Here is a 22,955-nt window from a genome sequence, read left to right on the forward strand (position 1 = left end):
TGGCGAAAAAAACTGAAGTAGTTAAATATTAATCCATTTGAAAAACACGAATATCAAAAAGAACAAAAAACCTTGGCCTACAAAAGATGCTATGGATCAGGTTTATAAAATGAACCTTTGGGGAAGTAACAATACTGAGTTTTATTCTGGTTCAGGCTCTCATCAACCAGAAATAATTGAACCATATATAGAAACTATTAGCTCTTTTTTAACTTCTTTTAAAAACCCAATTACGGTTTTAGATTTAGGATGTGGAGATTTTAATATTGGTAAAAATTTCGTGAAACTTACTCAAAAATATACAGCTATAGACATTGTATCAGCATTGATAAAATACAATCAAGAAAATTTTAAAGCAGAAAATTTAAACTTCAAATGTGTAGATATTGCTAAGGATGATTTACCAAAAGCAGATTGTATTATTTTAAGGCAAGTATTGCAACATTTATCTAATGCAGAAGTACAAAGTGTTTTAGAAAAATTACCTAATTACAAATATGTTATTCTTACAGAACATCTTCCTTTAGGTGATTTTACCCCTAATAAAGATATTATTTCCGGACAAGGAATCCGAATTAAAAAGAAAAGCGGAATTGACTTATTAGCGACACCTTTTAATATGAAGGTTAAAGAAGAAAAAAAATTATTGTCTTATACTTTAGATGACGGAAAAGGGAATATTGTAACTACACTTTATACTATTTTTTAGGCGCTTTCCTTAGTATATTTTCCATCTTTTTCCCTTTAGCTAACTCATCGACTAATTTATCTAAATAACGCACTTGTTGTGTTAAAGAATTCTCTATTTCTTCTACTCTATAACCACAAATTACGCCCTTTATCAAATATACATTTGGATGTAATGTAGCATTTTTAAAAAAAGTTTCAAAAGTAACCTGTGTATCGATAAGTTCATTTAATTTACTTTCATTATACCCCGTTAACCATTCAATAACTTCTAATAGTTCAGCGATACTTCTTCCCTTTTTTTCCACTTTTGTTACGTAATGTGGGTACACAGAGAAAAACTTCATATTTGCAATACGCTCATCATGATGACTTGTATCTTTCATAATTGGAAATTAACTGTTTTATTCAATCAAATTTACTAAAATTATAATAAGTTAAATACTTTAAAAGGAATCTAAACTATTTTAACCTTGGCACAACAATTGTTTTTATATATTAGACATTAACAAAATAGAACTCTATTTTATTGATTACTAGTAAACTAAAAATAACGAATTGATGTTGATTTTACACTTTTTAAGAATCAATGTCAGTATGACAGAGATATAACACATGAGCAAACCAAAAATAATGCATTTAGACAATATGTCGCTACAAAATATGTTGAATGAAGATTCTGAATTAATTCCGTTAATGACCCCAGAAGATGAGGAAATTATTAACAAAGAAAGTGTTCCAGAAGTTTTAGCAATTTTACCATTAAGAAACACCGTATTGTTTCCGGGTGTTGTAATTCCTATTACAGCCGGTAGAGATGCTTCTATTCAATTAATAAAAGATGCAAACAAAGGCGATAAAGTAATTGGAGTTGTTGCACAAAGAAATGAAGACGAAGAGGAGCCAACTTTAAAAGACATACACACAACAGGTGTGGTTGCACAGATTTTACGTGTTTTAAAAATGCCTGATGGTAACACAACCGTTATCATACAAGGTAAAAAACGTTTCGAAATTGATGCCATTGTACAAGACAAACCGTATTTAAAAGCAACGGTAAAAGAAGCACTAGAAGACAGAAGTGTGGATGATGAAAAAGAATTTGAAGCAATTATAGAGTCTATTAAAGAACAAGCTTTAGAGGTAATTAAGGAAAACCCAATGTTACCAAGTGAAGCTTCTTTTGCAATTAAAAACATAAAATCAGATTCGTTTTTGGTGAATTTTATTTCATCTAACATGGATTTATCTGTAGCTCAAAAACAAGTAATTTTAGAAAAAGACAATCTAAAAGAACGTGCCTTATTAGCGTTAAAAAACTTAAACAAAGAGCTTCAGAAATTAAAATTGCGTAATGATATTCAGTCTAAAACTCGTGAAGATTTAGACCAACAACAACGTGAATATTATTTAAACCAACAATTAAAAACCATTCAGGATGAACTTGGAGGTGTTTCTAATGACGAAGAGTTAGAGGAAATGCGTAAGCAGGCTAAAACTAAAAAATGGAGTAAAGAAGTTGGTGAAACGTTTGAAAAAGAAATCAATCGTTTAAAAAGAATGAATCCACAAGCGGCTGAATATGGTGTTCAGAGAAGCTATTTAGAATTATTACTAGAATTACCTTGGGGAATTTACTCGAAAGATAAATTCGACTTAAAATTTGCGACTAAGGTTTTAGATAGAGATCATTTTGGTTTAGAAGAAGTAAAAGATAGAATTATAGAACACTTAGCGGTTTTAAAGTTAAGAGGAGATATGAAATCGCCAATTATCTGTTTATACGGACCTCCAGGAGTTGGTAAAACATCTTTAGGAAAATCTGTTGCAGAAGCATTAGGCCGTAAATACATCCGTATGTCTCTAGGTGGTTTGCGTGATGAAGCAGAAATTAGAGGACACAGAAAAACCTATATTGGTGCTATGCCAGGGCGTTTAATTCAGAACTTAAAAAAAGCTGGAACATCGAATCCTGTTTTTGTTTTAGATGAAATAGACAAACTAAGTAATAGCCATCAAGGAGATCCTTCTTCTGCAATGTTAGAAGTTTTAGATCCAGAACAAAATGAATCTTTTTACGATAACTATTTAGAAGTTGGATACGATTTATCTAAAATACTTTTTATTGCTACAGCAAATAACTTAGGTCAAATTCCTTGGGCTTTGCGTGATAGAATGGAAATTATAAATGTTACTGGATATACTATTGAAGAGAAAATAGAAATTGCTAAAAGACATTTATTACCAAAACAATTAAAAGAGCATGGTTTAACAACTACGCACTTAAAGTTAGGTAAAAAACAATTAGAGCAAATTGTAGAAGGATATACAAGAGAATCTGGCGTACGTGGTTTAGAAAAGAAAATTGCAAAAGTGGTTCGTTTCGCAGCAAAATCTATCGCTTTAGAAGAAGAGTACGACATTGCAATTTCTTCAGAAAAAATAGAAAAAATCTTAGGAACACCTAGGTTTAGAGATAAATTCGAAAATAATGAAGTTGCTGGTGTAGTTACAGGTTTAGCTTGGACAAGTGTTGGTGGAGATATTTTATTTATAGAATCTATTTTATCTAAAGGAAAAGGAAATCTTTCTATTACTGGTAATTTAGGGAACGTAATGAAAGAATCTGCAACGATAGCTTTACAATACATAAAATCAAATGCAGAAGAATTAGGTATTAAGCAAGAAATTCTAGAAAAATACAATGTACACATTCACGTACCAGAAGGCGCAACGCCAAAAGATGGACCAAGTGCAGGTATTACCATGTTAACTTCTTTAGTTTCTTCTTTTACACAACGTAAAATAAAAAACAAATTAGCCATGACAGGTGAGATTACTTTACGTGGAAAAGTATTACCAGTAGGCGGAATTAAAGAAAAAATATTAGCAGCTAAAAGAGCAAATATTAAAGAAATTATTCTGTGTAAAGAAAACGAAAAAGATATTTTAGAAATCAAAGAAAGCTACTTAAAAGGTATGACTTTCCATTATGTTTCTGAAATGAAAGAAGTAATAGAAATTGCACTTACAAAGCAAAAAGTAAAGAATGCTAAGAAATTAGTATAATTAAATATTTAGTTTAAACAAACCTCTATTTTACTGATATTCAATTGGTAATTAGAGGTTTTTTTATGCTTTCTTGCGAACACTTTTTATAGCTAATAAATTGTTAAATATAAATAGTACATTCCACCTTAGCATAGTAAATTTGCAAAAAATGGATTTTAAGGAACTATTTTTACAAGCCAATTATTACATTAACAGCTTTTATAAACGTTCTTTAAATTATCCATAAATAACATATTAAAAACATTCAATTTAGTAAACATAAAAGCTCTTAAAATTGCTTTTATGTTTTTTTTTGATAGAGCCCCCAAATTAATATTACATGACCATTACTTCAGAAAAACATACACATAACAATAGAATTACTACTGCATTATTATTGGCTGCCGGAACCGGAAGTCGTCTTTTTCCAATCACAAAAGATGCTCCTAAATGCTTAACTTTAGTCAGTAAAAAATCTATGTTAGCGCGTCTTGTAACCAATTTAAAAGAACAAGGTTTTACACGCCTTGTAATTGTAACAGGTTATAAACAAGAATGTATTGTAGATTTTTTAGGCAACCAAACAGACGGCTTAAGCATCGAGTATGTACACAGTCCGTTATACAAAACCACCAACAATATTTACTCACTTTGGATGGCAAGAAATAGTATAAAAGAACCTTTTGTACTTATAGAAAGCGACTTGGTTTTAGACACCTCTTTACTAAGCAATATGGTGTATCCAGATAGAATGGCAGTGGCAAAAATGCAACCTTGGCTCAACGGAACTACCGTAACGATTAACGCTCAAAATAAAGTGATGCAGTTTCAACCAGGCACCACAGAACCGAATACAGAAACGCGCTATAAAACCGTAAATATTTATAGTTTCTCTCTAGAATCTTGGCAAGAAGTCACCAAAAAACTGAATCAATATATTGAAGCCGGAAACGTAAACGCCTATTACGAAACTGTTTTTACAACCTTAGTAGCCGAAAAAACAATAGCATTCGATGCTGTTTCTTTCGATGAAAAACCTTGGTACGAAATAGATACCATTTTAGACTTGGCCGAAGCGGAAAAATTATTTCCAGTAGCTGCTGAAGAAGAAGTTACCTATGCTCTTTATTAATTTTTATTAGAAGCTATTTCCTGCTTTTCACTGTATCTTTTTTATTTCATTTCTTGCGAATGCAAAAATGAAAGAAAAAAGGATGCCGTTTCAATCAGGGCTAGACTTGTTTGTTTGAGTTATTGAGAAAATAAAGACTCTTCTCTTAATTGTAAAAAAAAATTATATAATTTGAATGAAATTAAGTTTATATAAGGTTTTCTCTTATAATTGATTTATTTGTAAATAAATCAGATACTTTCAATTTATCTTAAAAAAATAATTTTAAAGAATCTATTGTGATAGACTATATACTTTTCTCTTAAATATTTAGAATATTAATTAATACTTCAAATGTATCTGTTGACTTATAATCACCTCCTGGATCCATTCCAAAAACATTACCAGCATAATACTCATTTAACAAACCTAGTTTTGCTAATTTCGATAATGAAAAAATTATTTCAGAATTTGATAAATTAGTTCTTTCTTGAAAACATTTAACCGTAATTAAATCATAAATATTCTCTGTTTTTTCTGAAGCTTGTTTCTCATAAATAAAATCACTATTTATTTTTTCAATCTCTTTTATAATTAAAATATCTCGAGGGATTAACTCACTAATTATATAGGTAAAATCATCTGCTTCAAATTGACTAGAAAAATCTTTAGAAATTTTCGATTTTAAAAGTTTACTAAATAACTTAACTCTTTCTACATGTCTTGTTTTTACGCTATTTTCAATTAAAGAAATTATTAAGTCAAAAAACTCAGGCGTTTCCAAAAAATCTTTATTTATCTTATTTTCTTCAATAGAATCAAATTCCTCGTATGCGTATTCAATAAAAGTTTCAATTCTTGACTTATAATAAGATGAAGCTTTTCCGGTAAAGACATTATCAATACTGGAGCCTATAAATGGAATATTTGAAATTAAAGCTCTTTGAGCAATATCGTGTGTATAAGCTTCACTTGCTAATATTAATTCATTCTCAATATTCATAGTTTTTAATTTACTGCAGACATTATTAATGACACAACATCGAAACAATTAGCTAAGTTAGTTTTTTAACCATAAAAAATCAATTATTAAAGAACTGTTTATCAACATTTAAATAACACTTTTTTTAGGTAAATATATCGTTTTTACGAAGAAGTCTTTTTATCTTCCTTTATTATTTTTCCGTTTTTTTATAAATCCATTCTGCTATAAAACAAAACGCTATAATTGAAATAGAAATGAGTACGCCCAATAGGTTTGTTTCGTACTGTTGGTTTATTAAAATAATGGTAGCAACCATGCATAAAACAAAACCAACTAACGGAATTACTTTATTGCTTCCTGTGTTTTTAGACAATCTAAAACCAACAAAATTTACAATACCGAAAATAAGTAAAAACCCAACACTACCAGCTGTAGAGATACTTTCTAAATCTAGAATATTTACAAGAATTAAAGTAGCAATGGCGGTCACCATTAATCCTATAGGTTGGTTCCATAATTTTGCTAAAAAATGATGATCGAGCTCGTCATCTTCTGCAATTTCATAATTTACACGACCAGCACCTAATAAAGAAGCATTGATTGCCGAAAAGGTAGAAATTAAAGCTGCCACTGTAATTATAGAAAAACCAATTTGTCCTAACATTGGTTTTGCGGCTTCTGCCAAAACATAATCTTCTGCCGTAGCAATTTTTGAAAAAGGAAGTGAACCCACCGTAACAATGGCTATAATAATGTACAAAATAATGACAAAAATAACCGAAATGTAATAAGCTCTAGAAATATTTTTTTCTGGATTGATAATATCAGGCGCTGCATTTGCAATTAACTCAAATCCTTCATAAGCCACAAAAATAACCATTCCGCCAGCAAATAATTTAATAGGAGCTTCCCAATTAGTAACTGCCAATTGCGTTAGTTCTGGATTCCCTATTAATCCGTAACCTCCTATAAAAATAAAGGCAATTAAAATGATCAGTTTAATAACAACAGCATAAGCTTCTATTTTACCAACTACAGCAACACTATAATAATTTATTACAGTTGCCAAAACAATGATACCACTGGCATAAATATGAAAATCTATGGTTTTATGATGTGTTATTTCTAATAAATTAGGCGCATAAGAACCAAACGCAGAAGCATAAAGAGAAAGCATTATAATATAACTTACCCATAAAAGATTACTAATTGCACCACTAAACACCGTTTTACCAAACCCTTGGTTGATAAACTTTACCGTTCCTCCCCTATTTGGGTACGCTATTGAAAGTTTTACGTAACTGTAAGAGGTTATTAAAGCCAAAATTCCTGCCAATAAAAAAGCAATAGGTGTTCCGCCTTTTGCAAGTGATACCGCAAGACCAAGAACTGCAAAAATTCCACCACCTACCATTCCGCCTACGCCAATAGATATTGCTTCTTTTAATCCTATTTTTTTGTTCATTTATGGTGATTTAAAGTATAAAGGTAAATTTTATTAAAGGATTCTGTCTTAAGAATTCGTTATAAAAAATAAAAGCTCAAAACAACGTAATTGTGTTTTGAGCCTTTATGCTTCTTTGTACTATAAAAAGAACTTACTTGTTCTTCTTTTTAATTTATTATTGAATTTCTTCAATTTCGAAACCTGCACTTTTAACAGCCTCTACTACACTGTTTTTATCTTCATCATCTAAAGTTACTTCTAAAATTTTATCATTGTGCTCTAAATCTACTTTCCATAAATCTATATTGTCTAAATTGTTTAACACAGGCGTTACAGATTTAATGCAACTTCCACAATGGATATTTGTTTTGTATTTTACGGTTGTCATATTTTTTTATTTTTAATTAATGTTTTTATTTTTTAATCTTAAACTATTAGAGAGTACAGATATAGAACTCATAGACATTGCTGTCCCAGCAATCATTGGGTTTAATAAAAATCCGTTGATGGGATACAATGCTCCTGCTGCAATAGGAATGGCAATAAGGTTGTAAATAAATGCCCAGAATAAATTCTGTTTAATAGTTTTCATCGTCGCCTTAGATAATTGAATCGCTTTAGAAATCTGTTTTAAATCGGAATGCATTAACGTGATTCCTGCACTTTCCATAGCAATATCTGTTCCGCTTCCCATAGCAATACCAACATCTGCTTGTGCCAAAGCATGCGAATCATTAATTCCGTCTCCTGCCATCGCAACCACTTTTCCTTCTGCTTGTAGTTTTTTAACAAAAGCACCTTTATCTGCAGGCATTACATTGGCTTGATAGTTTTTTATCCCAACTTTGTTGGCAATTGCTTTTGCAGTTTGCTCATTATCGCCAGTTAACATATGTATTTCGATACCCATTTGTTGTAGTTTCTCAATCGCAGCAAGCGTTGTTTCTTTTACTTTATCGGCTACTGCAATAAGACCAACTACGGTATTTTTATGCGCTACATACACCACTGTTTTTGCTTCTGATTTTAAACTATTTGCTTTCGTACTCAATTCAGTAGGAATTGTAATTTCCTTTTGAATCATTAGACTCTCATTCCCTATTCGATACAATTCATTTTTAAAGGTTGCTTCCGCACCTAAACCGGTAATACTTGTAAAAGAATCGATGGGTACGCTTTCTGTATCTATCGTTTTTAAATGTGCTACAATTGCTTCTGCAATAGGATGCTCTGATTCTGATTCTATGGCAAATACTACTTTTTCTAGTTCGGTAGAAACTGTATTTTTATTCCAAATTAAATCGGTTACTTTTGGTTTTCCTTCGGTGATGGTTCCTGTTTTATCTAATATTAAAGTATCAATTTTATAAGCCGTTTCTAATGCTTGCGCGTCTTTAATTAAAATTCCTTGTTGTGCTCCTTTACCAATACCAACCATTAAAGCGGTTGGAGTTGCCAAACCTAATGCACACGGACAAGCAATAATTAAAACAGTAATTGGTGTTAATAATGCGTATGTTATAGAAGGATCTGGCCCTAAGAAATACCATAAAACAAAAGTTACAACCGCTAAACTAATTACAATAGGCACAAATATACCTGCAATTTTATCTGCCAATTTCTGAATAGCAGGTTTGCTAGATTGTGCTTCTTCTACCAATTTAATAATTTGAGATAGTAAAGTTTCATCGCCAATTTTAGTAGCAATAATTCTTAAAGAGCCTTTTTGATTAATGGTACCTGCAAAAACTTTACTTCCCTTCATTTTTTCAACCGGAATCGGTTCTCCAGAAATCATACTTTCATCTATAAAAGAAGTTCCTTTTTTTACTTTTCCGTCTACAGGAATTTTATCCCCAGGTTTTAAGATGATGAGTTCTCCTTTTAGAATTTCATCATAAGAGATTACTTTTTCTTCGCCATTTCTAATTGCCGTTACTTTTTTAGGTTTTAAACCCATTAATTTCTTAATAGCAGAAGAGGTTTTACTTTTTGCTTTTTCTTCAAAAAAACGTCCTAATAAAATTAAAGTAATAATAATTACTGCCGATTCGAAATACACATGAGGTACCAAACCTTTGCTTAAAAAATACTGCGGATTTACGGTATTAAACACACTAAATAAAAAGGCAATTCCGGTACTTAATGCCACCAATGTGTCCATATTTGTAGAAAAATTCTTTAACCTTTTCCACGCAATGGTATAAAACTCTGCACCACTATAAAATAGAACAGGTAGTGCAAGCGCCATCATAATCCAATTTTCATAAGGTATTTTACCCATTAAAAACATAGACATGATAAAAATAGGCACCGAAAAGATTGCCGCGAAAATCAACTTCTTTTTAAGGGTTGCTAATCTTTTTTCTTCTAAGGCTTCAAACTCTTTTTTAGTATCTTCTTTTGTACCTAAAATCAATTTAAAACCTATTTCTTTAACTTTATTCCCAATAGTTTCCAACGGAATAATATTCTCGTCATATGAGATGGTCACCGATTGATTTGGGTAATTTACAGCAACGTCAATAACTCCTTCTTGTGGTTTTAAATAAGATTCTATACTGATAGCACATGATGCACACGTCATACCAGCAACTTTATATTCTTCTTTCATGATATTACTTTTATTGTACTACAAAAGTACAGCGACTGTATATCTAATTTGTTACAGAATTATGAGTATCATTTGTATAATTCTGATTTAATGCTTTTTTACTTAAAGCGAATCTAATGGTTGATGCTTGGGATCTTTCATCTTTTTAAACTGAGAAGGAGACATACCTGTTTCTTTTTTAAATTGAGCAGAAAGGTGTGCTACACTGCTATAATTCATCTGAATAGCAATTTCTGAAAGCGAATATTCTTTGTAAAAAAGGAGTTCTTTTACATGCTCTATTTTCTGTTTTAAAATGAAACGTTCTATAGTAATCCCTTCTACAGAAGAAAAAAGCCTACTAAGAGAAGCATAATCATGATGCAATTCATCAGAAATATAATCTGAAAAATTGATGTTTAAAGATTCTTTAGAATGATGTACTTGTGCAATTATTAACGCTTTAATCTGCGTTATTATTTTTTGATTTTTATCCTCTAGCAGCTCAAAACCTCTTTCTTTTAAACGGCTACCCAATTCCAATTTTAAAGCATCATTTACTACGGTAGTACTTTCTAACTTCCCTAATTGAAGATGTTGAATAGAGATCTGTAAATCTTCACAAATTTCTTTTACCACATCCACACAACGCGGGCAAACCATGTTTTTTATATAGATTGTATTTGTGTCCATTTTTAGAATTTAAAAGAGCAATTAACGCTTCTTTTGGGTTATTTATTGGTGAATTTTCTTAAATCTTTATTAGCACCATAGATTACTAAAATATCATTTTCATTTAAAACAGTATTTGGTGCGATTACACCTTGTACTTGTTCTTCGTTTCTAGATTTACCAACAAGAGATTTTACTTTTGTTTTTTTAATGGTGGTTAGCGCTAAGATATTGTATTTTCTACGAAGCTGAATTTCCTTAATGGTACTTCCAATATATCTTTCGGGAATATTTACCTCAATAATGCTATAATCTGCACTTAACTCAAACGAATCTACCACATTTGTTAAACACAATTTTTTAGCCCAACGCTCTGCCGATTCTTCTTCTGGATGTACAATTTCTTCAATACCAATGGCGTTTAAAACCTTTTCATGTAAAGGATTTATCGCCCTACTAATTAATCGTTTTACTTGAAAATTTTTAAACAATGCAGTAGTCATTACATTAGCTCCTTGGTCTTGCCCAAAGGCGATAATAACCACATCGGTATCACTTAAAGGCAATCCAGAAACAGTAGATTCATCCGTAGCATCCATACAAATAGTATGAGAAATTCTTTCTTTATACAATTCTACTTTTGCCATATTGCTATCTATCCCAATAACTTCATTTCCTTGCGTAGTTAGTTTTTCTGCCAATGGACCTCCAAAATTTCCGAGTCCTACAATAATATATTTCATAATATTAGTTTATGGTTATTTCTTCGCTTGGGTAGCGATAATTTTTATGTTTAATTTTTCTAAAAACGGCTACCATTATAGAAAGCATACTTACTCTTCCTATAAACATAATAGCAATTACAACCAACTTACTTGCCGTCCCAAGACTAGACGTAATACCTAAACTTAAACCAACAGTACTGTAGGCAGAAAAACTTTCGAAAGCGATTTTTAACAGTCCTAGTTCAGGGTTAAATATGGTAATCAGCATAATACCAAAACCAATTACAATTAACGAAAGTGCTATGGTGGCAAATGCTCTTTTTACAGAAATATCTGCAACTTCTCTTCGGTATACTTCTATTCTATTTTTTCCTTTTGCCAAACTTAGTATGTTTAAAGTGGCAATAGCAAAAGTACTGGTTTTTATACCACCTCCGGTGGATGCTGGCGAAGCTCCAATCCACATTAATAAAAAGGTAATCATGATTGTGGGTAATGATAAAGCAGTCATATCTACCGAATTAAAACCTGCTGTTCTTGGTGTAGTTGCAATAAATAAAGCATTGACCATTTTACCAAAAAGGGAATGTTCTTCTAAAGTATTATGGTATTCTATAATAAAGAAAAGTATAAAAGCAATACCTGTAAGAGACAAAGTAGTTACTAAATTAATTCGACTGTTAATTTTTAATACCCAAGGTTTATAGGTTTTTCTATAAGATTGAAACTTAAAAAAATTGAGAATAACATGTTTTAAATATTTTAAGAGGTTTACTACAATAGGAAACCCTAAACTCCCAAGAAAAAATGTAGCAATAATTACCAGTTGTAAAGGATAATTAAAACGAAAACCAACCTCATAAATACTATTACTTAACGTAGAAAAACCTGCATTGCAAAAAGCAGATATAGCATGAAAAATAGAGAAAAATACTTTATCAAAAAAGCTCGTAACTAGCTTATCATCTAAAGAAACATAAATAAGTATGGCTGCAATTAACTCTACCGTTGCAGTAATTACAATAATATTTTTTAAGGTATTAAAAACCCCTCCAATTCTTTGTGAATTGGTCATTTCACTCAACGTTAATTGATTCTCATACGTGCTACCACCTTTAAAGAAATAACTAAAATAGCTCGCAAAAGTTAAAATTCCCAAACCACCAATTTGAATTAGAATTAAAAGTATAGATTGCCCAAAAACGGTAAAATAAGTCCCCGTATCTACTACAGCTAATCCTGTAACACAAACGGCACTTGCAGACGTAAACAAAGCATCTATAAAAGACAAACCGTTATACGTAGCTTTTGGCATCATCAATAATAAAGAACCTAAAAAGATGATGGTTAAAAAACTTAAAATAAATAACTGAGCAGGATTAAAATAAATTCTATTTAGGTTTAATTTCAGTTCAGAAAACTCTCTTATAAATGATAAAATAACCGCAAAAACCAACCACAACGGATTCTCTAAAACTAAATCTGTCTGAAAGGATTCACCAACAAACAAATACATATAAATAATACCTAATAAATATCCGATAGAAAGGAGATCAAAAACAACAACATTTCTTTTTAAAAGATGCGGATTTTTATAATACCGCACAAAAGTAGACGTTAAGCCTAATGCAATTACTATAAAGTAAAAGCCATCTATAAGCTGCTGAACAAAAATAGATTGCTCAAAACCAAAATGAAATATAAAAGCAAACAGTCCTAAAACACTTGCCCAAAATGCAGTTTTATATATTTTTTTAAAAACAATATTCATTTGGTAAAAGTAGTCTTCATAATTAGTATTCTTATTCAGTTATTAATATTTGCCTTCATTGGCAGAAGTTAATGTAGTAGTAAATTATAACCAATAAATCTATCTGATTATATTGATGAATAGAAAGCTGTTAAAATAAGTAATTTCTATATTTACTTTTAACAAGAGCCTTTTTTAAACTTTAGTTTTTTTTAATGCTAACAGAGATTAAATTTAGGTATTAATTTGAAATAAGTATCAAAGTTACCTCTTTAATAAAATCGTTTTTATGATAAACCTCAGTAATAAAAAAATAAGCTTAAAAAGAGCTACAAAGTTATCTTTTTAAAGCTCAGAAAAAAACTAGAACCTCAACAGAAATAAAGATTTATCATTCTAACAATTCTAAAATAGAACTTTAGCTATTTATCAAAAAAATGTATTAAATTTTATGTAATTTTGATTATTAATGTCTTTCCGAAATAAGAATAACGAGAGATCTAGATGTCTTTTATCAAAATTTAAAGACTTCATTTAACAAGAGAATTACAAATACCTAAAAATAAGTCAATTGCTACATTTTATAGACGTCATACTACCCATTCCTATACAGAAAACATTCACGTATTCTGTTACTGAAGACGAAGCTAATTTTCTAAAAAAAGGAATGCGTGTTGCGGTTTCTTTTGGAAAATCGAAAATGTATTCTGCCTTGGTTTTAAACATCCATCAAACAAAACCGGTTTTGTACGAAGCCAAAGATATTCATCAAATTTTAGATGAAGTTCCATTGGTAAATGAATTACAACTAAAACATTGGCAATGGATTTCTAGTTATTATATGTGTTCTTTGGGTGATGTATACAGAGCTGCATTGCCTTCTGCCTTTTTGTTAGAAAGCGAAACCATTATCAATAAAAATGAAGATTTTACTGATGATGCGATTTTAGCAGATGATGAATTTTTAATTTTTGAAGCATTACAACATCAATCTCAACTAACCATTCATCAAGTAATTGCTATTTTAGGAAAGCAAAAAGTAATGCCTATTATAAACTCTTTAATTAAAAAAGAAGCAATTATAATTAAGGAAGAAATTTACGAACAATACAAACCAAAATTGGTTAAATATGTTCGCTTGCATGCAGATTATTCTTCGGATGATTCTTTAGGGAAATTATTAGAAGAATTATCTAGAGCCAAAAAACAACGGGAAGCCGTTTTAGGATTTTTTCAACTATCAACTTCTAAAAAACCTATAAAAGCAAAAGATCTAGAAGAAAAAGCAAGTGTTTCTGCTTCCATTTTAAAGTCTTTGGTCGATAAAAACATTTTTGAATTTTATCACATTCAAACAGATAGAATTGAGTTTAATGGAGATACTAATGATTTAAAAGTGCTGAATGAGTTTCAAGAAAAAGCACTTACAGAAATTAAAGAAACCTTTAAAGAAAAAGACGTTACGCTTTTACACGGAATTACAAGTTCTGGAAAAACAGAAGTCTATACAAAATTAATTCAAGAAGTATTAGACCAAGGGAAACAAGTAGTATTCTTGTTGCCAGAAATTGCATTAACCACACAAATAATAACGCGTTTACAGTTTTATTTTGGAGAACAAATTTCTGTTTTTCACTCTAAATATTCTATGAATGAGCGTGTAGAAGTTTGGAATAACGTCTTAGAAAACAAACCGAAAGCACGCATTATTTTAGGTGCTCGTTCTTCTATATTTTTACCTTTTTCTAATTTAGGTTTAATTGTAGTTGATGAAGAACACGAAACTTCTTACAAACAGTTTGAACCTTCACCAAGGTACAATGCAAGAGATTGCGCTATTGTTTTAGCGAAACTTCATAATGCTAAAATATTATTGGGTTCTGCTACTCCATCCTTAGAAACCTATTTTAATGCACAACAAAATAAATATGGTTTTGTAGCATTAAATCGTCGTCATGGAAATGTGCAACTGCCAAAAATTGAATTGATAGACGTAAAGGAAAAGCAGCGAAAAAAGGAAATGAAAGGTCATTTTTCTGATAGATTACTGAAACTGATTCAGGAAGCTTTAGACTTAAAAGAGCAAGTAATCTTGTTTCAAAATAGACGTGGATTTTCGCCAGTTGTAGAATGTAATACATGTGGAGTATCACCAGAATGTCCAAATTGTGATGTTAGTTTAACCTACCATAAATTCAGGAACGAATTGCGTTGCCATTATTGCAACTATCAAAGATCCATGCCAAATAGCTGTGGTGCTTGCGGAAGCAATACTTTAGACAATAAAGGTTTTGGAACTGAACAGATTGAATTAGAGTTGACCACGTTATTTCCAGATTTTAAGATCGGAAGAATGGATTTAGATACTACTCGTGGAAAATATGGATATCAAAAAATAATTGGTGCTTTTGAAGCTAAAGAAATAGACGTACTAGTAGGAACGCAAATGCTTTCTAAAGGTTTAGATTTTGAAAATGTAACTTTGGTAGGAATCATAAATGCAGATTCTATGCTAAATTTTCCAGATTTTAGAGCACATGAGCGTGCATATGATATGATGGTACAGGTTTCAGGAAGAGCAGGAAGAAGTAAAAAACAAGGAAATGTAGCCATTCAAACCTATAATCCGCATCATCAAATATTACAACAAGTTTCTACCACAAATTACGCAGAAATGTATAAAGAACAATTGCAGGAACGTTGGCAATATAAATACCCACCTTATTATAGATTGATAAAAATTACGCTAAAGCACAAAGATTACAACAAAGTTGATAGTGGTGTAAATTGGCTATTTAAAGCTTTGTATAGTTCTTTTGGTGAAAATGTTTTAGGTCCAACTGCACCAGCTGTTTCTAGAGTTAGAAATCAATATATTAAAAATATTGTCATTAAAATTCCGCCAAAACAAAATTTAGCACAAACAAAAAAACAACTTCAAAAGATTAAAGATACTTTTGAAGCTGTTAAAGATTTTAGACCAATCCGATTTATTACAGATGTGGATGCGTATTAAATACTAGACAGTATTCAGTCTCTATTTTCAATTAGAAAACAACTCATATTCGAGAGTGAGAGCATCCCGAACGTAAAAAAAACAAGCAATAAGTATAATTTTTCAATATAAACTAACTGCTTGCTATTACTGAAAACTGTAATTTTTTTTAATAATTTCTATATTGTTTCGTTTCTTCAAAAACGTGCTCTAGAATTCTTTTATCGATTTCTTCAAAAAATAAATCTTTACGTTTCATAACAACTTCTGCTACTTCAAAAACTTTATCGGTTTTATATTCCGTAAATCCAGAAGCTCCTCCCCAACTAAAAGACGGAATAAAATTCCTTGGAAATCCGCTTCCAAAAATATTGGCACTTACACCAACTACGGTACCAGTGTTAAACATGGTATTAATTCCGCATTTAGAGTGATCTCCCATCATTAAACCACAAAACTGTAAGCCTGTTTTTGCGAAACGACCTGTTTCATAATTCCATAATTTTACTTGAGCGTAATTGTTTTTAAGGTTAGAGTTATTTGTATCTGCTCCTAAATTACACCATTCTCCTATTACAGAATTTCCTAAATAACCATCGTGACCTTTGCTTGAATATCCAAATAAAACAGCATTGCTTATCTCACCTCCTACTTTACAGTAAGGTCCTAAGGTAGTAGCTCCAAATATTTTAGTCCCTAATTTTACAACGGCATTTTCACACATTGCAAAAGGACCTCTAATTGCAGAGTTTTCCATAATAACAGCATCTTTACCAATATAAATTGGTCCTGTAGATGCATTTAATGTTGCAAATGTAATTTCTGCTCCTTCTTCTATAAAAATATTTTCTTTATTCAAATACCTTGTTCCTTCTGGTATTGGTTCAGACTCTCTTCCTTCTGTAATTAAATCGAAATCTTGCTGAATAGCTTTTTCATTTAGAGAAAAAATATCCCATGTGTTTTTAACTTGTATCAAATCTTCATCAAATTCAATTTGAGTGTATTCATCAAAGTTTACTTCTTCTTGAGAATCTGAAGTAAAAAAAGCAATGACATCATCACCTTTAAAAATAGCTTCATTTTTTGATAAATTCTTTACTTTTTCAATTAAATTTTCTGTAGGACAAAAAGAAGCATTGATTAATATATTCTCTTCCATTTCTACCATCGGATATTTTTCTTCTAAATATTCCTGTGTAATAGTCGTGGTTGTTAAACCTAAATATTTTTCCCATTTTTCTCGAATGGTTAATATTCCTATTCTAATGTCTGCAACTGGTTTTGTATATGTAAAAGGTAATAGAGCGTCTCTAACATCTCCATCAAATAGAATATAATTCATTTTTTCTTTTTAAAAGTGCTACAAATTTAATTTAAAATGAGCATAAAAAATACGAATTTTATTAATTACAATTCGTTTTTATCAAGTCTCAAATAAAACAGCACTTTTTTTATACTATTCTAAAACTTTATTTCTTCGGACATTAACATATCATAAAATTTAGATGCTGATTTTTTATATAATTCTATAAATTCAAGTAAATTTTAACTTCAAAATCAGTTTTCTCAGCATTTTTTATCAAAAATAACTTAAATACGGATTTCTAAAGTTCTTTAAAATTATCATGACACAACAAGTTATTGTATAATTTTATATATTTGAAATAAATAATCCGTAATAATTATTCAATTTCACTAAGAAATACCTAATAATATATAATAAGTAGTCTTTTTTATTTAATAGCGTAAATAAAATGATAATTTCGCTTTCATAAATAAAAATGGGTTACGATAATATTTAAGTTATAAAAAACCTATTACTGATAAGCATAAAACTAGATTATGATTAAACAATTTAAACATATTAAGGAATCACAAGTAAAAATTATGGAGTTGATGAAACCATCCAACTCTAATTTTAGCGGTAAAATTCATGGAGGTTATATTTTAAATTTGATGGATCAAATAGCATTTGCTTGTGCTTCTAAACATTCTGGAAATTACTGTGTTACGGCTTCTGTAAATAAGGTTGATTTTTTAAACCCTATTGAAGTTGGCGAATTAGTAACCATGAAAGCTTCTATTAATTTTACAGGAAGAACCTCTATGGTTGTAGGTTTACGTGTAGATTCTGAAAATATTAGAACTGGAGAAACAAAGCATTGTAACTCTTCTTATTTTACAATGGTTGCAAAAGATGATGATGGAAAAAGTACACCTGTACCCGGAATTGTACTAACAACTAAAGACGAAGTTAGACGTTTTGCAAGAAGTATTACTAGACAAAGTGAAGGAAGAAATAGAACTTCTCGTTTTCATAGCAAAGTTTTTAAAGTAGATGAGTATATTCACTTACTAGAGGAAAGCAATGCTAAAATTGACTTAAAATAAGATTTACATAAAGGAATAAGACCTTCTCAAATACCTAAATTTAAGCGTTAAGAAAACTATATAAAACCTACGTTGTACTATTAAAAAATAAAAAAAACCGAGTAAAATTAATTTTACTCGGTTTTTTAATATTTTAAAATGTCTAATTATCTTCTACTGTAATTAGGAGACTCTTTAGTAATTGCTACATCATGCGGATGACTTTCATTAATTCCACTTGCCGTAATTCTTACAAATCTACCCGTTTCTTTTAATGTTTCTACATCTTTTGCGCCACAATATCCCATTCCAGCTCGTAAACCTCCAATAAATTGGTGAATACTTTCTGCAAGCTCTCCTTTATAAGGAACACGACCTACAATACCTTCGGGTACTAGTTTTTTAATATCATCTTCTACATCTTGAAAGTATCTATCTTTAGAGCCTTGTTTCATAGCTTCTACAGATCCCATACCTCTATAAGATTTAAATTTTCTTCCTTCGTAAATAATAGTTTCTCCTGGAGATTCTTTTGTACCCGCTAAAAGAGAACCTAACATTACAGAATCTGCTCCTGCTGCAATAGCTTTAGGTATATCTCCTGTATAACGAATTCCTCCATCTGCAATTACTGGCACTCCACTACCTTTAATAGCTGCTGCAACTTCTAAAACTGCAGAAAACTGAGGAAAACCAACTCCTGCAACTACTCTGGTAGTACAAATAGAACCTGGTCCAATACCTACTTTTACAGCATCTGCTCCTGCTTCTACCAAATATTTAGCCGCAGCTCCTGTTGCTATATTACCAACCACTACATCTAATTCTGGAAACTTTGCTTTTACAGCTTTTAAAACTGCAACTACACCTTTGGTATGTCCGTGAGCTGTATCTATAATTACAGCATCTACACCAGCATTTACTAATGCTTCTGCTCTATCTACTGCATCTCCTGTAACTCCTAATGCCGCTGCAACTCTTAATCTACCAAAAGAATCTTTGTTAGCAATTGGTTTCTGAGTTACTTTAGTGATATCTCTAAAAGTAATTAATCCTTTTAATTTATAATTTTCATCAACAATTAAAAGTTTTTCTATTTTATAATTCTGAAGAATTTTTTCTGCATCACTTAAAGAAGTTCCAACATCTCCAGTTACTAGATTTTCGCTAGTCATTACTTCTACAATAGGTCTTTGGCTATCATGCTCAAAACGTAAATCTCTATTAGTAACAATTCCTTTTAAGATGCCATTGTCATCTACAATAGGAATCCCTCCAATACCATGTTCTTTCATGTTTGCTTTTGCTTCAGCAACCACAGCCGTTAAAGGCAATGTAACAGGGTCTAAAATCATTCCGCTTTCTGCACGTTTTACTTTTCTAACTTCTTTAGCTTGTTGCTCAATAGTCATATTTTTATGTAAAACACCAATACCACCTTCTCTTGCAATAGCAATTGCTAAAGCAGATTCTGTAACGGTATCCATAGCAGCAGATGCAATTGGAACGTTGATTGTAATGTTTCTAGTAAATTTTGTTTGAATACTTACTTCTCTTGGAAGTACATCGGAAAAGGCTGGGACTAAAAGAACGTCGTCATATGTTAATCCTTCTCCTAAAATTTTGTTGTCGTGTGCTGTCATGTTGCAATTAAGGTATAATTGCGTGCAAATTTACAAATAATATATGAATTTTATACTATCAAGAACCTAGTATCTATAATGATAACAATTAGTTTACATTTTAAGTTATTTTTATTTATTCTAAATAAGATTTGCGTAATTACAATTGAATTGTATATTTGCGACGTAAAAACACACTATTTTAAATCAATCTAAATAAATTTAACAAAATGAAATTTAACTTTACAAAACTACCTTTACTATTATTAACAAGTATTTTAGCTATTTCTTGCTCTAATAATAATGAAGATGAAATACCAACAGAACAAATATCTAAAGCGGATTTTATAGAAAACTATGCAACAATAGCATCTACAAATTATTCAGACACATACAATACTGCTGTAGCAATGCAAACCAAAATTAATGCTTTTATTGCAGCACCTACAGAAACTACTTTAGCAGAAGCAAGAACTTCTTGGTTATATGCTAGAGATTTTTATGGACAAACAGAAGCGTATAGAGAAGCGAACGGACCAATTGATAACGAAGATTTATTAGCAACCGAAGGACAAATTAACGCATGGCCTTTAGATGAAGGGTATATTGATTATGTTTTTAATAGTACTGGAGGAACTGTACAAAATGGCTTAATTGGTGATACTACTGTTGAATTAACAGCAGCAAATCTTATAGCTAAAAATGAAGATGGTGGTGCAGACAATATTGCTACAGGATGGCACGCTATTGAGTTTTTACTTTGGGGGCAAGATTTAAACTACGACCCTATTAACCATACCACAGATAATTATGCTGTTTCTGGAGATAGACCTTACACAGATTATACAACGGCAGACTTTGCTGATAGAAGAGCTACTTATTTACAAGTTGTTACAGATTTATTAATTAATGACTTAAATGATTTGAATACTACTTGGGCAGTTGGCGGTACCTATAGAACAACTTTTGAAGCATTAGAGGAAGATGTTGCCTTAACAAATATCTTAAATGGTATTGGTTTTATTTCTAATGGAGAAATTGCTTTAGAGCGTTTAGACCCAGCAATTGATGAAGGTCAAGAAAATGAACATTCTTGTTTTTCTGACAATACAAACCAAGATATGTGGGCAAATGTACATGGATTAAATAATATTATTATCGGTAGTTATACAACAGAAAGTGGAGCAATTATTTCTGGGGTTTCATTAATAGAATTAGTAAACCAAAGTAATATCACTATTGGTTCTACCTTAAATACAAAAGCTTCTGAAACAATTTCTAAATTAAATACTTTGTTAGGTTTAGGTAAAACTTTTGATGAAATTATTAGTGAAGAAACTTTAGGTTCTAATGGTCCTGCCGGACAATTATCTTCTGCTTTAAAAGCACAAGGAACTGCTATTTCTGATGCTGCAAGTACTTTAGGAGTTAATATTACAATTAACTAAACTAGTTTAAAAAAACTATTATTTTTAATAAAACTGAAGGCTTTTTATAGTCTTCAGTTTTCTCTATTTTATAAATAAAAAGTAAATGAAGTATTTTTATTACGTTTTAATTTTTTTCCTTTTTTCTTGTACTACTAATGAGTTTTCTGAAGAAGAATATATTGACATGAATTACGAACCTGACGAAGAAAATCTAGTATCAGGTTTATCTGTAGAAGCTTTTACAGCAGAAAAAGCTTTTGGTAGAGGAATTCCTGGTTTATCTGATTTAGAATTATCTTTTTTTGGTGTTGGTAATGCCATGTTTGAGCAAAGTTGGGTTTCTGCTCCGGCAACAACCACTTCTAGAGATGGTTTAGGCCCTATATTTAACGCTAGAGCTTGTGCTACTTGTCATTCTAATGATGGTAGAGGAACTCCTTTATTAGAAAACGGTGCCGTTTCCGAAGGATTTTTAATCCGTTTAAGTTCTGGAAACGATTTAATTACAGGCCCAATTGGTATTGCTAATTATGGAGGTCAATTACAAGACAATTCTAATTTAGGTATAACTAAAGAAGCAACAATTAATGTGCATTTCGAAACAATTACAGGTACTTATCCTGATGGAGAAACTTATGAGTTAAGAAAACCAATTTACACAATTGTAAATGAAAATTATGGTTCTTTAAATAATGCCAAACAATCTCCACGCGTTGGCCCGCAAGTAATTGGTTTAGGTTTTATAGATGCTTTAAGCGAAGCTAGTATTTTAGCAAACGAAGATATTAATGATATTGACGGAGACGGAATTTCGGGAAAAGCAAATTATGTTTGGAATGTTAGAGCGTCTAAATCTACCATTGGTAAATTTGGATGGAAAGCCAATCAACCAACACTAGAACAACAAGTTGCTGGTGCTTTTAATGGAGATATGGGTTTAACTTCTTCTTTATTTCCGGATGAAAATTGTCCGCATGGTGTAGATTGTAGCAAATTAAATAATGGTAATAATGTTAATGAAACAGTAGAAGTACCAGATACTCAAATGAGTAGAATAATGGTATACCAAGCAGCTATTTCTGTACCAAAAAGAAGAGATTTTAAAACGGTAGATGTCTTAGAAGGGAAACAGTTATTTAATGATTTAGCTTGTGTTACTTGCCATGTAAACAATTTTACAACAGGCAATGACTACTCATTATTAACGCAACTAGAAAATATAACTATTAGACCTTATTCAGATTTTTTATTGCATGATATGGGTGATGAATTAGCAGATAATAGTGCCGATTTTTTAGCTGATGGAAACGAATGGAGAACACAACCTCTTTGGGGTTTAGGCTTAATCGAAGAAGTTAATAAACATACTTTTTTATTACACGATGGTAGAGCAAGAAATATCGAAGAAGCTATTTTATGGCATGGTGGCGAAGCAGAAAATGCTAAGAATAATTTCAAAAATTTATCAAAAGAAAAACGCGAACAACTACTTAAATTTTTAAATTCATTATAAT

General features: G+C 30.8%; 17 protein-coding genes. 7 read left to right on the plus strand and 10 right to left on the minus strand.

The annotated features are described in order from the left end of the window. The first annotated feature begins 37 nt into the window (after nucleotides 1–37). On the plus strand, nucleotides 38–709 hold the full coding sequence (locus tag H0I29_RS16725) for a class I SAM-dependent methyltransferase (protein WP_254712654.1): 672 nt from the start codon (nucleotides 38–40) through the stop codon (nucleotides 707–709). Here the strand turns inward: H0I29_RS16725 and H0I29_RS16730 are convergent. Beyond that, nucleotides 699–1,073: a DUF2200 domain-containing protein gene (locus H0I29_RS16730; protein WP_218753490.1), complete on the minus strand. Its 375-nt coding sequence runs from the start codon at nucleotides 1,071–1,073 to the stop codon at nucleotides 699–701. The genes H0I29_RS16725 and H0I29_RS16730 overlap by 11 nt on opposite strands. A gap of 229 nt (nucleotides 1,074–1,302) precedes the next feature. On the opposite strand from H0I29_RS16730, the gene lon reads away from it, so the two are divergent. After that, nucleotides 1,303–3,756: an endopeptidase La gene (gene lon / locus H0I29_RS16735; RefSeq protein WP_218753492.1), complete on the plus strand. Its 2,454-nt coding sequence runs from the start codon at nucleotides 1,303–1,305 to the stop codon at nucleotides 3,754–3,756. Between the two features lie 322 nt (nucleotides 3,757–4,078). Continuing rightward, the gene (locus H0I29_RS16740) at nucleotides 4,079–4,870 is read left to right on the plus strand and encodes a sugar phosphate nucleotidyltransferase (protein WP_218753505.1); all 792 of its coding nucleotides are present in this window, start codon (nucleotides 4,079–4,081) and stop codon (nucleotides 4,868–4,870) included. A gap of 301 nt (nucleotides 4,871–5,171) precedes the next feature. Here H0I29_RS16740 and H0I29_RS16745 read toward each other — a convergent pair whose 3' ends face one another. The 7 genes from H0I29_RS16745 to H0I29_RS16775 form a co-directional block, all read right to left on the minus strand. Beyond that, a complete protein-coding gene (locus H0I29_RS16745) occupies nucleotides 5,172–5,852 on the minus strand; it encodes a hypothetical protein (RefSeq protein WP_218753507.1) in 681 nt (226 codons plus the stop codon). Between the two features lie 172 nt (nucleotides 5,853–6,024). Continuing rightward, on the minus strand, nucleotides 6,025–7,299 hold the full coding sequence (locus tag H0I29_RS16750; protein ID WP_218753509.1) for an APC family permease: 1,275 nt from the start codon (nucleotides 7,297–7,299) through the stop codon (nucleotides 6,025–6,027). Nucleotides 7,300–7,456: 157 nt separating this feature from the next. Then, nucleotides 7,457–7,669, minus strand: coding sequence for a heavy-metal-associated domain-containing protein (locus H0I29_RS16755; protein ID WP_218753511.1), 213 nt, complete (start codon nucleotides 7,667–7,669; stop codon nucleotides 7,457–7,459). Between the two features lie 12 nt (nucleotides 7,670–7,681). After that, nucleotides 7,682–9,895 carry a cation-translocating P-type ATPase gene (locus tag H0I29_RS16760; RefSeq protein ID WP_218753513.1) on the minus strand — a complete coding sequence of 738 codons (2,214 nt, stop codon included), beginning with the start codon at nucleotides 9,893–9,895 and terminating at the stop codon, nucleotides 7,682–7,684. A gap of 102 nt (nucleotides 9,896–9,997) precedes the next feature. Beyond that, nucleotides 9,998–10,567, minus strand: a complete 570-nt coding sequence (locus H0I29_RS16765; RefSeq protein WP_218753515.1) for an AraC family transcriptional regulator — start codon at nucleotides 10,565–10,567, stop codon at nucleotides 9,998–10,000. 38 nt (nucleotides 10,568–10,605) lie between these two features. Next, nucleotides 10,606–11,289 (minus strand): TrkA family potassium uptake protein, encoded by a 684-nt coding sequence (locus H0I29_RS16770; protein WP_218730667.1) that lies wholly within the window; start codon nucleotides 11,287–11,289, stop codon nucleotides 10,606–10,608. A 4-nt stretch (nucleotides 11,290–11,293) separates the two neighbouring features. After that, on the minus strand, nucleotides 11,294–13,042 hold the full coding sequence (locus tag H0I29_RS16775) for a TrkH family potassium uptake protein (RefSeq protein ID WP_218753517.1): 1,749 nt from the start codon (nucleotides 13,040–13,042) through the stop codon (nucleotides 11,294–11,296). 550 nt (nucleotides 13,043–13,592) lie between these two features. Between H0I29_RS16775 and priA the strand changes: the two genes are divergently transcribed. Continuing rightward, nucleotides 13,593–16,037 carry a primosomal protein N' gene (gene priA / locus H0I29_RS16780; protein ID WP_218753519.1) on the plus strand — a complete coding sequence of 815 codons (2,445 nt, stop codon included), beginning with the start codon at nucleotides 13,593–13,595 and terminating at the stop codon, nucleotides 16,035–16,037. 148 nt (nucleotides 16,038–16,185) lie between these two features. Here the strand turns inward: priA and H0I29_RS16785 are convergent, their stop codons facing one another. Next, nucleotides 16,186–17,361, minus strand: coding sequence for a GlmU family protein (locus tag H0I29_RS16785; protein ID WP_218753521.1), 1,176 nt, complete (start codon nucleotides 17,359–17,361; stop codon nucleotides 16,186–16,188). A 500-nt stretch (nucleotides 17,362–17,861) separates the two neighbouring features. On the opposite strand from H0I29_RS16785, the gene H0I29_RS16790 reads away from it, so the two are divergent. Further along, nucleotides 17,862–18,410: an acyl-CoA thioesterase gene (locus H0I29_RS16790; protein WP_218730671.1), complete on the plus strand. Its 549-nt coding sequence runs from the start codon at nucleotides 17,862–17,864 to the stop codon at nucleotides 18,408–18,410. Nucleotides 18,411–18,556: 146 nt separating this feature from the next. On the opposite strand, the gene guaB is transcribed toward H0I29_RS16790, so the two are convergent. Then, nucleotides 18,557–20,032 carry an IMP dehydrogenase gene (guaB, locus tag H0I29_RS16795; RefSeq protein WP_218730672.1) on the minus strand — a complete coding sequence of 492 codons (1,476 nt, stop codon included), beginning with the start codon at nucleotides 20,030–20,032 and terminating at the stop codon, nucleotides 18,557–18,559. A 209-nt stretch (nucleotides 20,033–20,241) separates the two neighbouring features. On the opposite strand from guaB, the gene H0I29_RS16800 reads away from it, so the two are divergent. Together H0I29_RS16800 and H0I29_RS16805 are read left to right on the plus strand one after the other, a co-directional pair. After that, nucleotides 20,242–21,459 carry an imelysin family protein gene (locus tag H0I29_RS16800; RefSeq protein ID WP_218753523.1) on the plus strand — a complete coding sequence of 406 codons (1,218 nt, stop codon included), beginning with the start codon at nucleotides 20,242–20,244 and terminating at the stop codon, nucleotides 21,457–21,459. Between the two features lie 85 nt (nucleotides 21,460–21,544). Next, a complete protein-coding gene (locus tag H0I29_RS16805) occupies nucleotides 21,545–22,954 on the plus strand; it encodes a di-heme oxidoredictase family protein (protein WP_218753524.1) in 1,410 nt (469 codons plus the stop codon). The last annotated feature ends 1 nt before the right edge of the window (nucleotide 22,955 follow it).

Origin of the sequence: Polaribacter sp. R2A056_3_33, from assembly GCF_019278485.1 — a bacterium.
Lineage (GTDB): Bacteria > Bacteroidota > Bacteroidia > Flavobacteriales > Flavobacteriaceae > Polaribacter.

Excerpts from the sequence above, each read along its gene's own strand:
- H0I29_RS16730 (WP_218753490.1), bottom strand. The coding sequence starts at position 1,073 with ATGAAAGATACAAGTCATCATGATGAGCGTATTGCAAATATGAAGTTT.
- lon (WP_218753492.1), top strand. The coding sequence starts at position 1,303 with ATGAGCAAACCAAAAATAATGCATTTAGACAATATGTCGCTACAAAAT.
- H0I29_RS16740 (WP_218753505.1), top strand. The coding sequence starts at position 4,079 with ATGACCATTACTTCAGAAAAACATACACATAACAATAGAATTACTACT.
- H0I29_RS16745 (WP_218753507.1), bottom strand. The coding sequence starts at position 5,852 with ATGAATATTGAGAATGAATTAATATTAGCAAGTGAAGCTTATACACAC.
- H0I29_RS16750 (WP_218753509.1), bottom strand. The coding sequence starts at position 7,299 with ATGAACAAAAAAATAGGATTAAAAGAAGCAATATCTATTGGCGTAGGC.
- H0I29_RS16755 (WP_218753511.1), bottom strand. The coding sequence starts at position 7,669 with ATGACAACCGTAAAATACAAAACAAATATCCATTGTGGAAGTTGCATT.
- H0I29_RS16760 (WP_218753513.1), bottom strand. The coding sequence starts at position 9,895 with ATGAAAGAAGAATATAAAGTTGCTGGTATGACGTGTGCATCATGTGCT.
- H0I29_RS16765 (WP_218753515.1), bottom strand. The coding sequence starts at position 10,567 with ATGGACACAAATACAATCTATATAAAAAACATGGTTTGCCCGCGTTGT.
- H0I29_RS16770 (WP_218730667.1), bottom strand. The coding sequence starts at position 11,289 with ATGAAATATATTATTGTAGGACTCGGAAATTTTGGAGGTCCATTGGCA.
- H0I29_RS16775 (WP_218753517.1), bottom strand. The coding sequence starts at position 13,042 with ATGAATATTGTTTTTAAAAAAATATATAAAACTGCATTTTGGGCAAGT.
- H0I29_RS16785 (WP_218753521.1), bottom strand. The coding sequence starts at position 17,361 with ATGAATTATATTCTATTTGATGGAGATGTTAGAGACGCTCTATTACCT.
- H0I29_RS16790 (WP_218730671.1), top strand. The coding sequence starts at position 17,862 with ATGATTAAACAATTTAAACATATTAAGGAATCACAAGTAAAAATTATG.
- guaB (WP_218730672.1), bottom strand. The coding sequence starts at position 20,032 with ATGACAGCACACGACAACAAAATTTTAGGAGAAGGATTAACATATGAC.
- H0I29_RS16800 (WP_218753523.1), top strand. The coding sequence starts at position 20,242 with ATGAAATTTAACTTTACAAAACTACCTTTACTATTATTAACAAGTATT.
- H0I29_RS16805 (WP_218753524.1), top strand. The coding sequence starts at position 21,545 with ATGAAGTATTTTTATTACGTTTTAATTTTTTTCCTTTTTTCTTGTACT.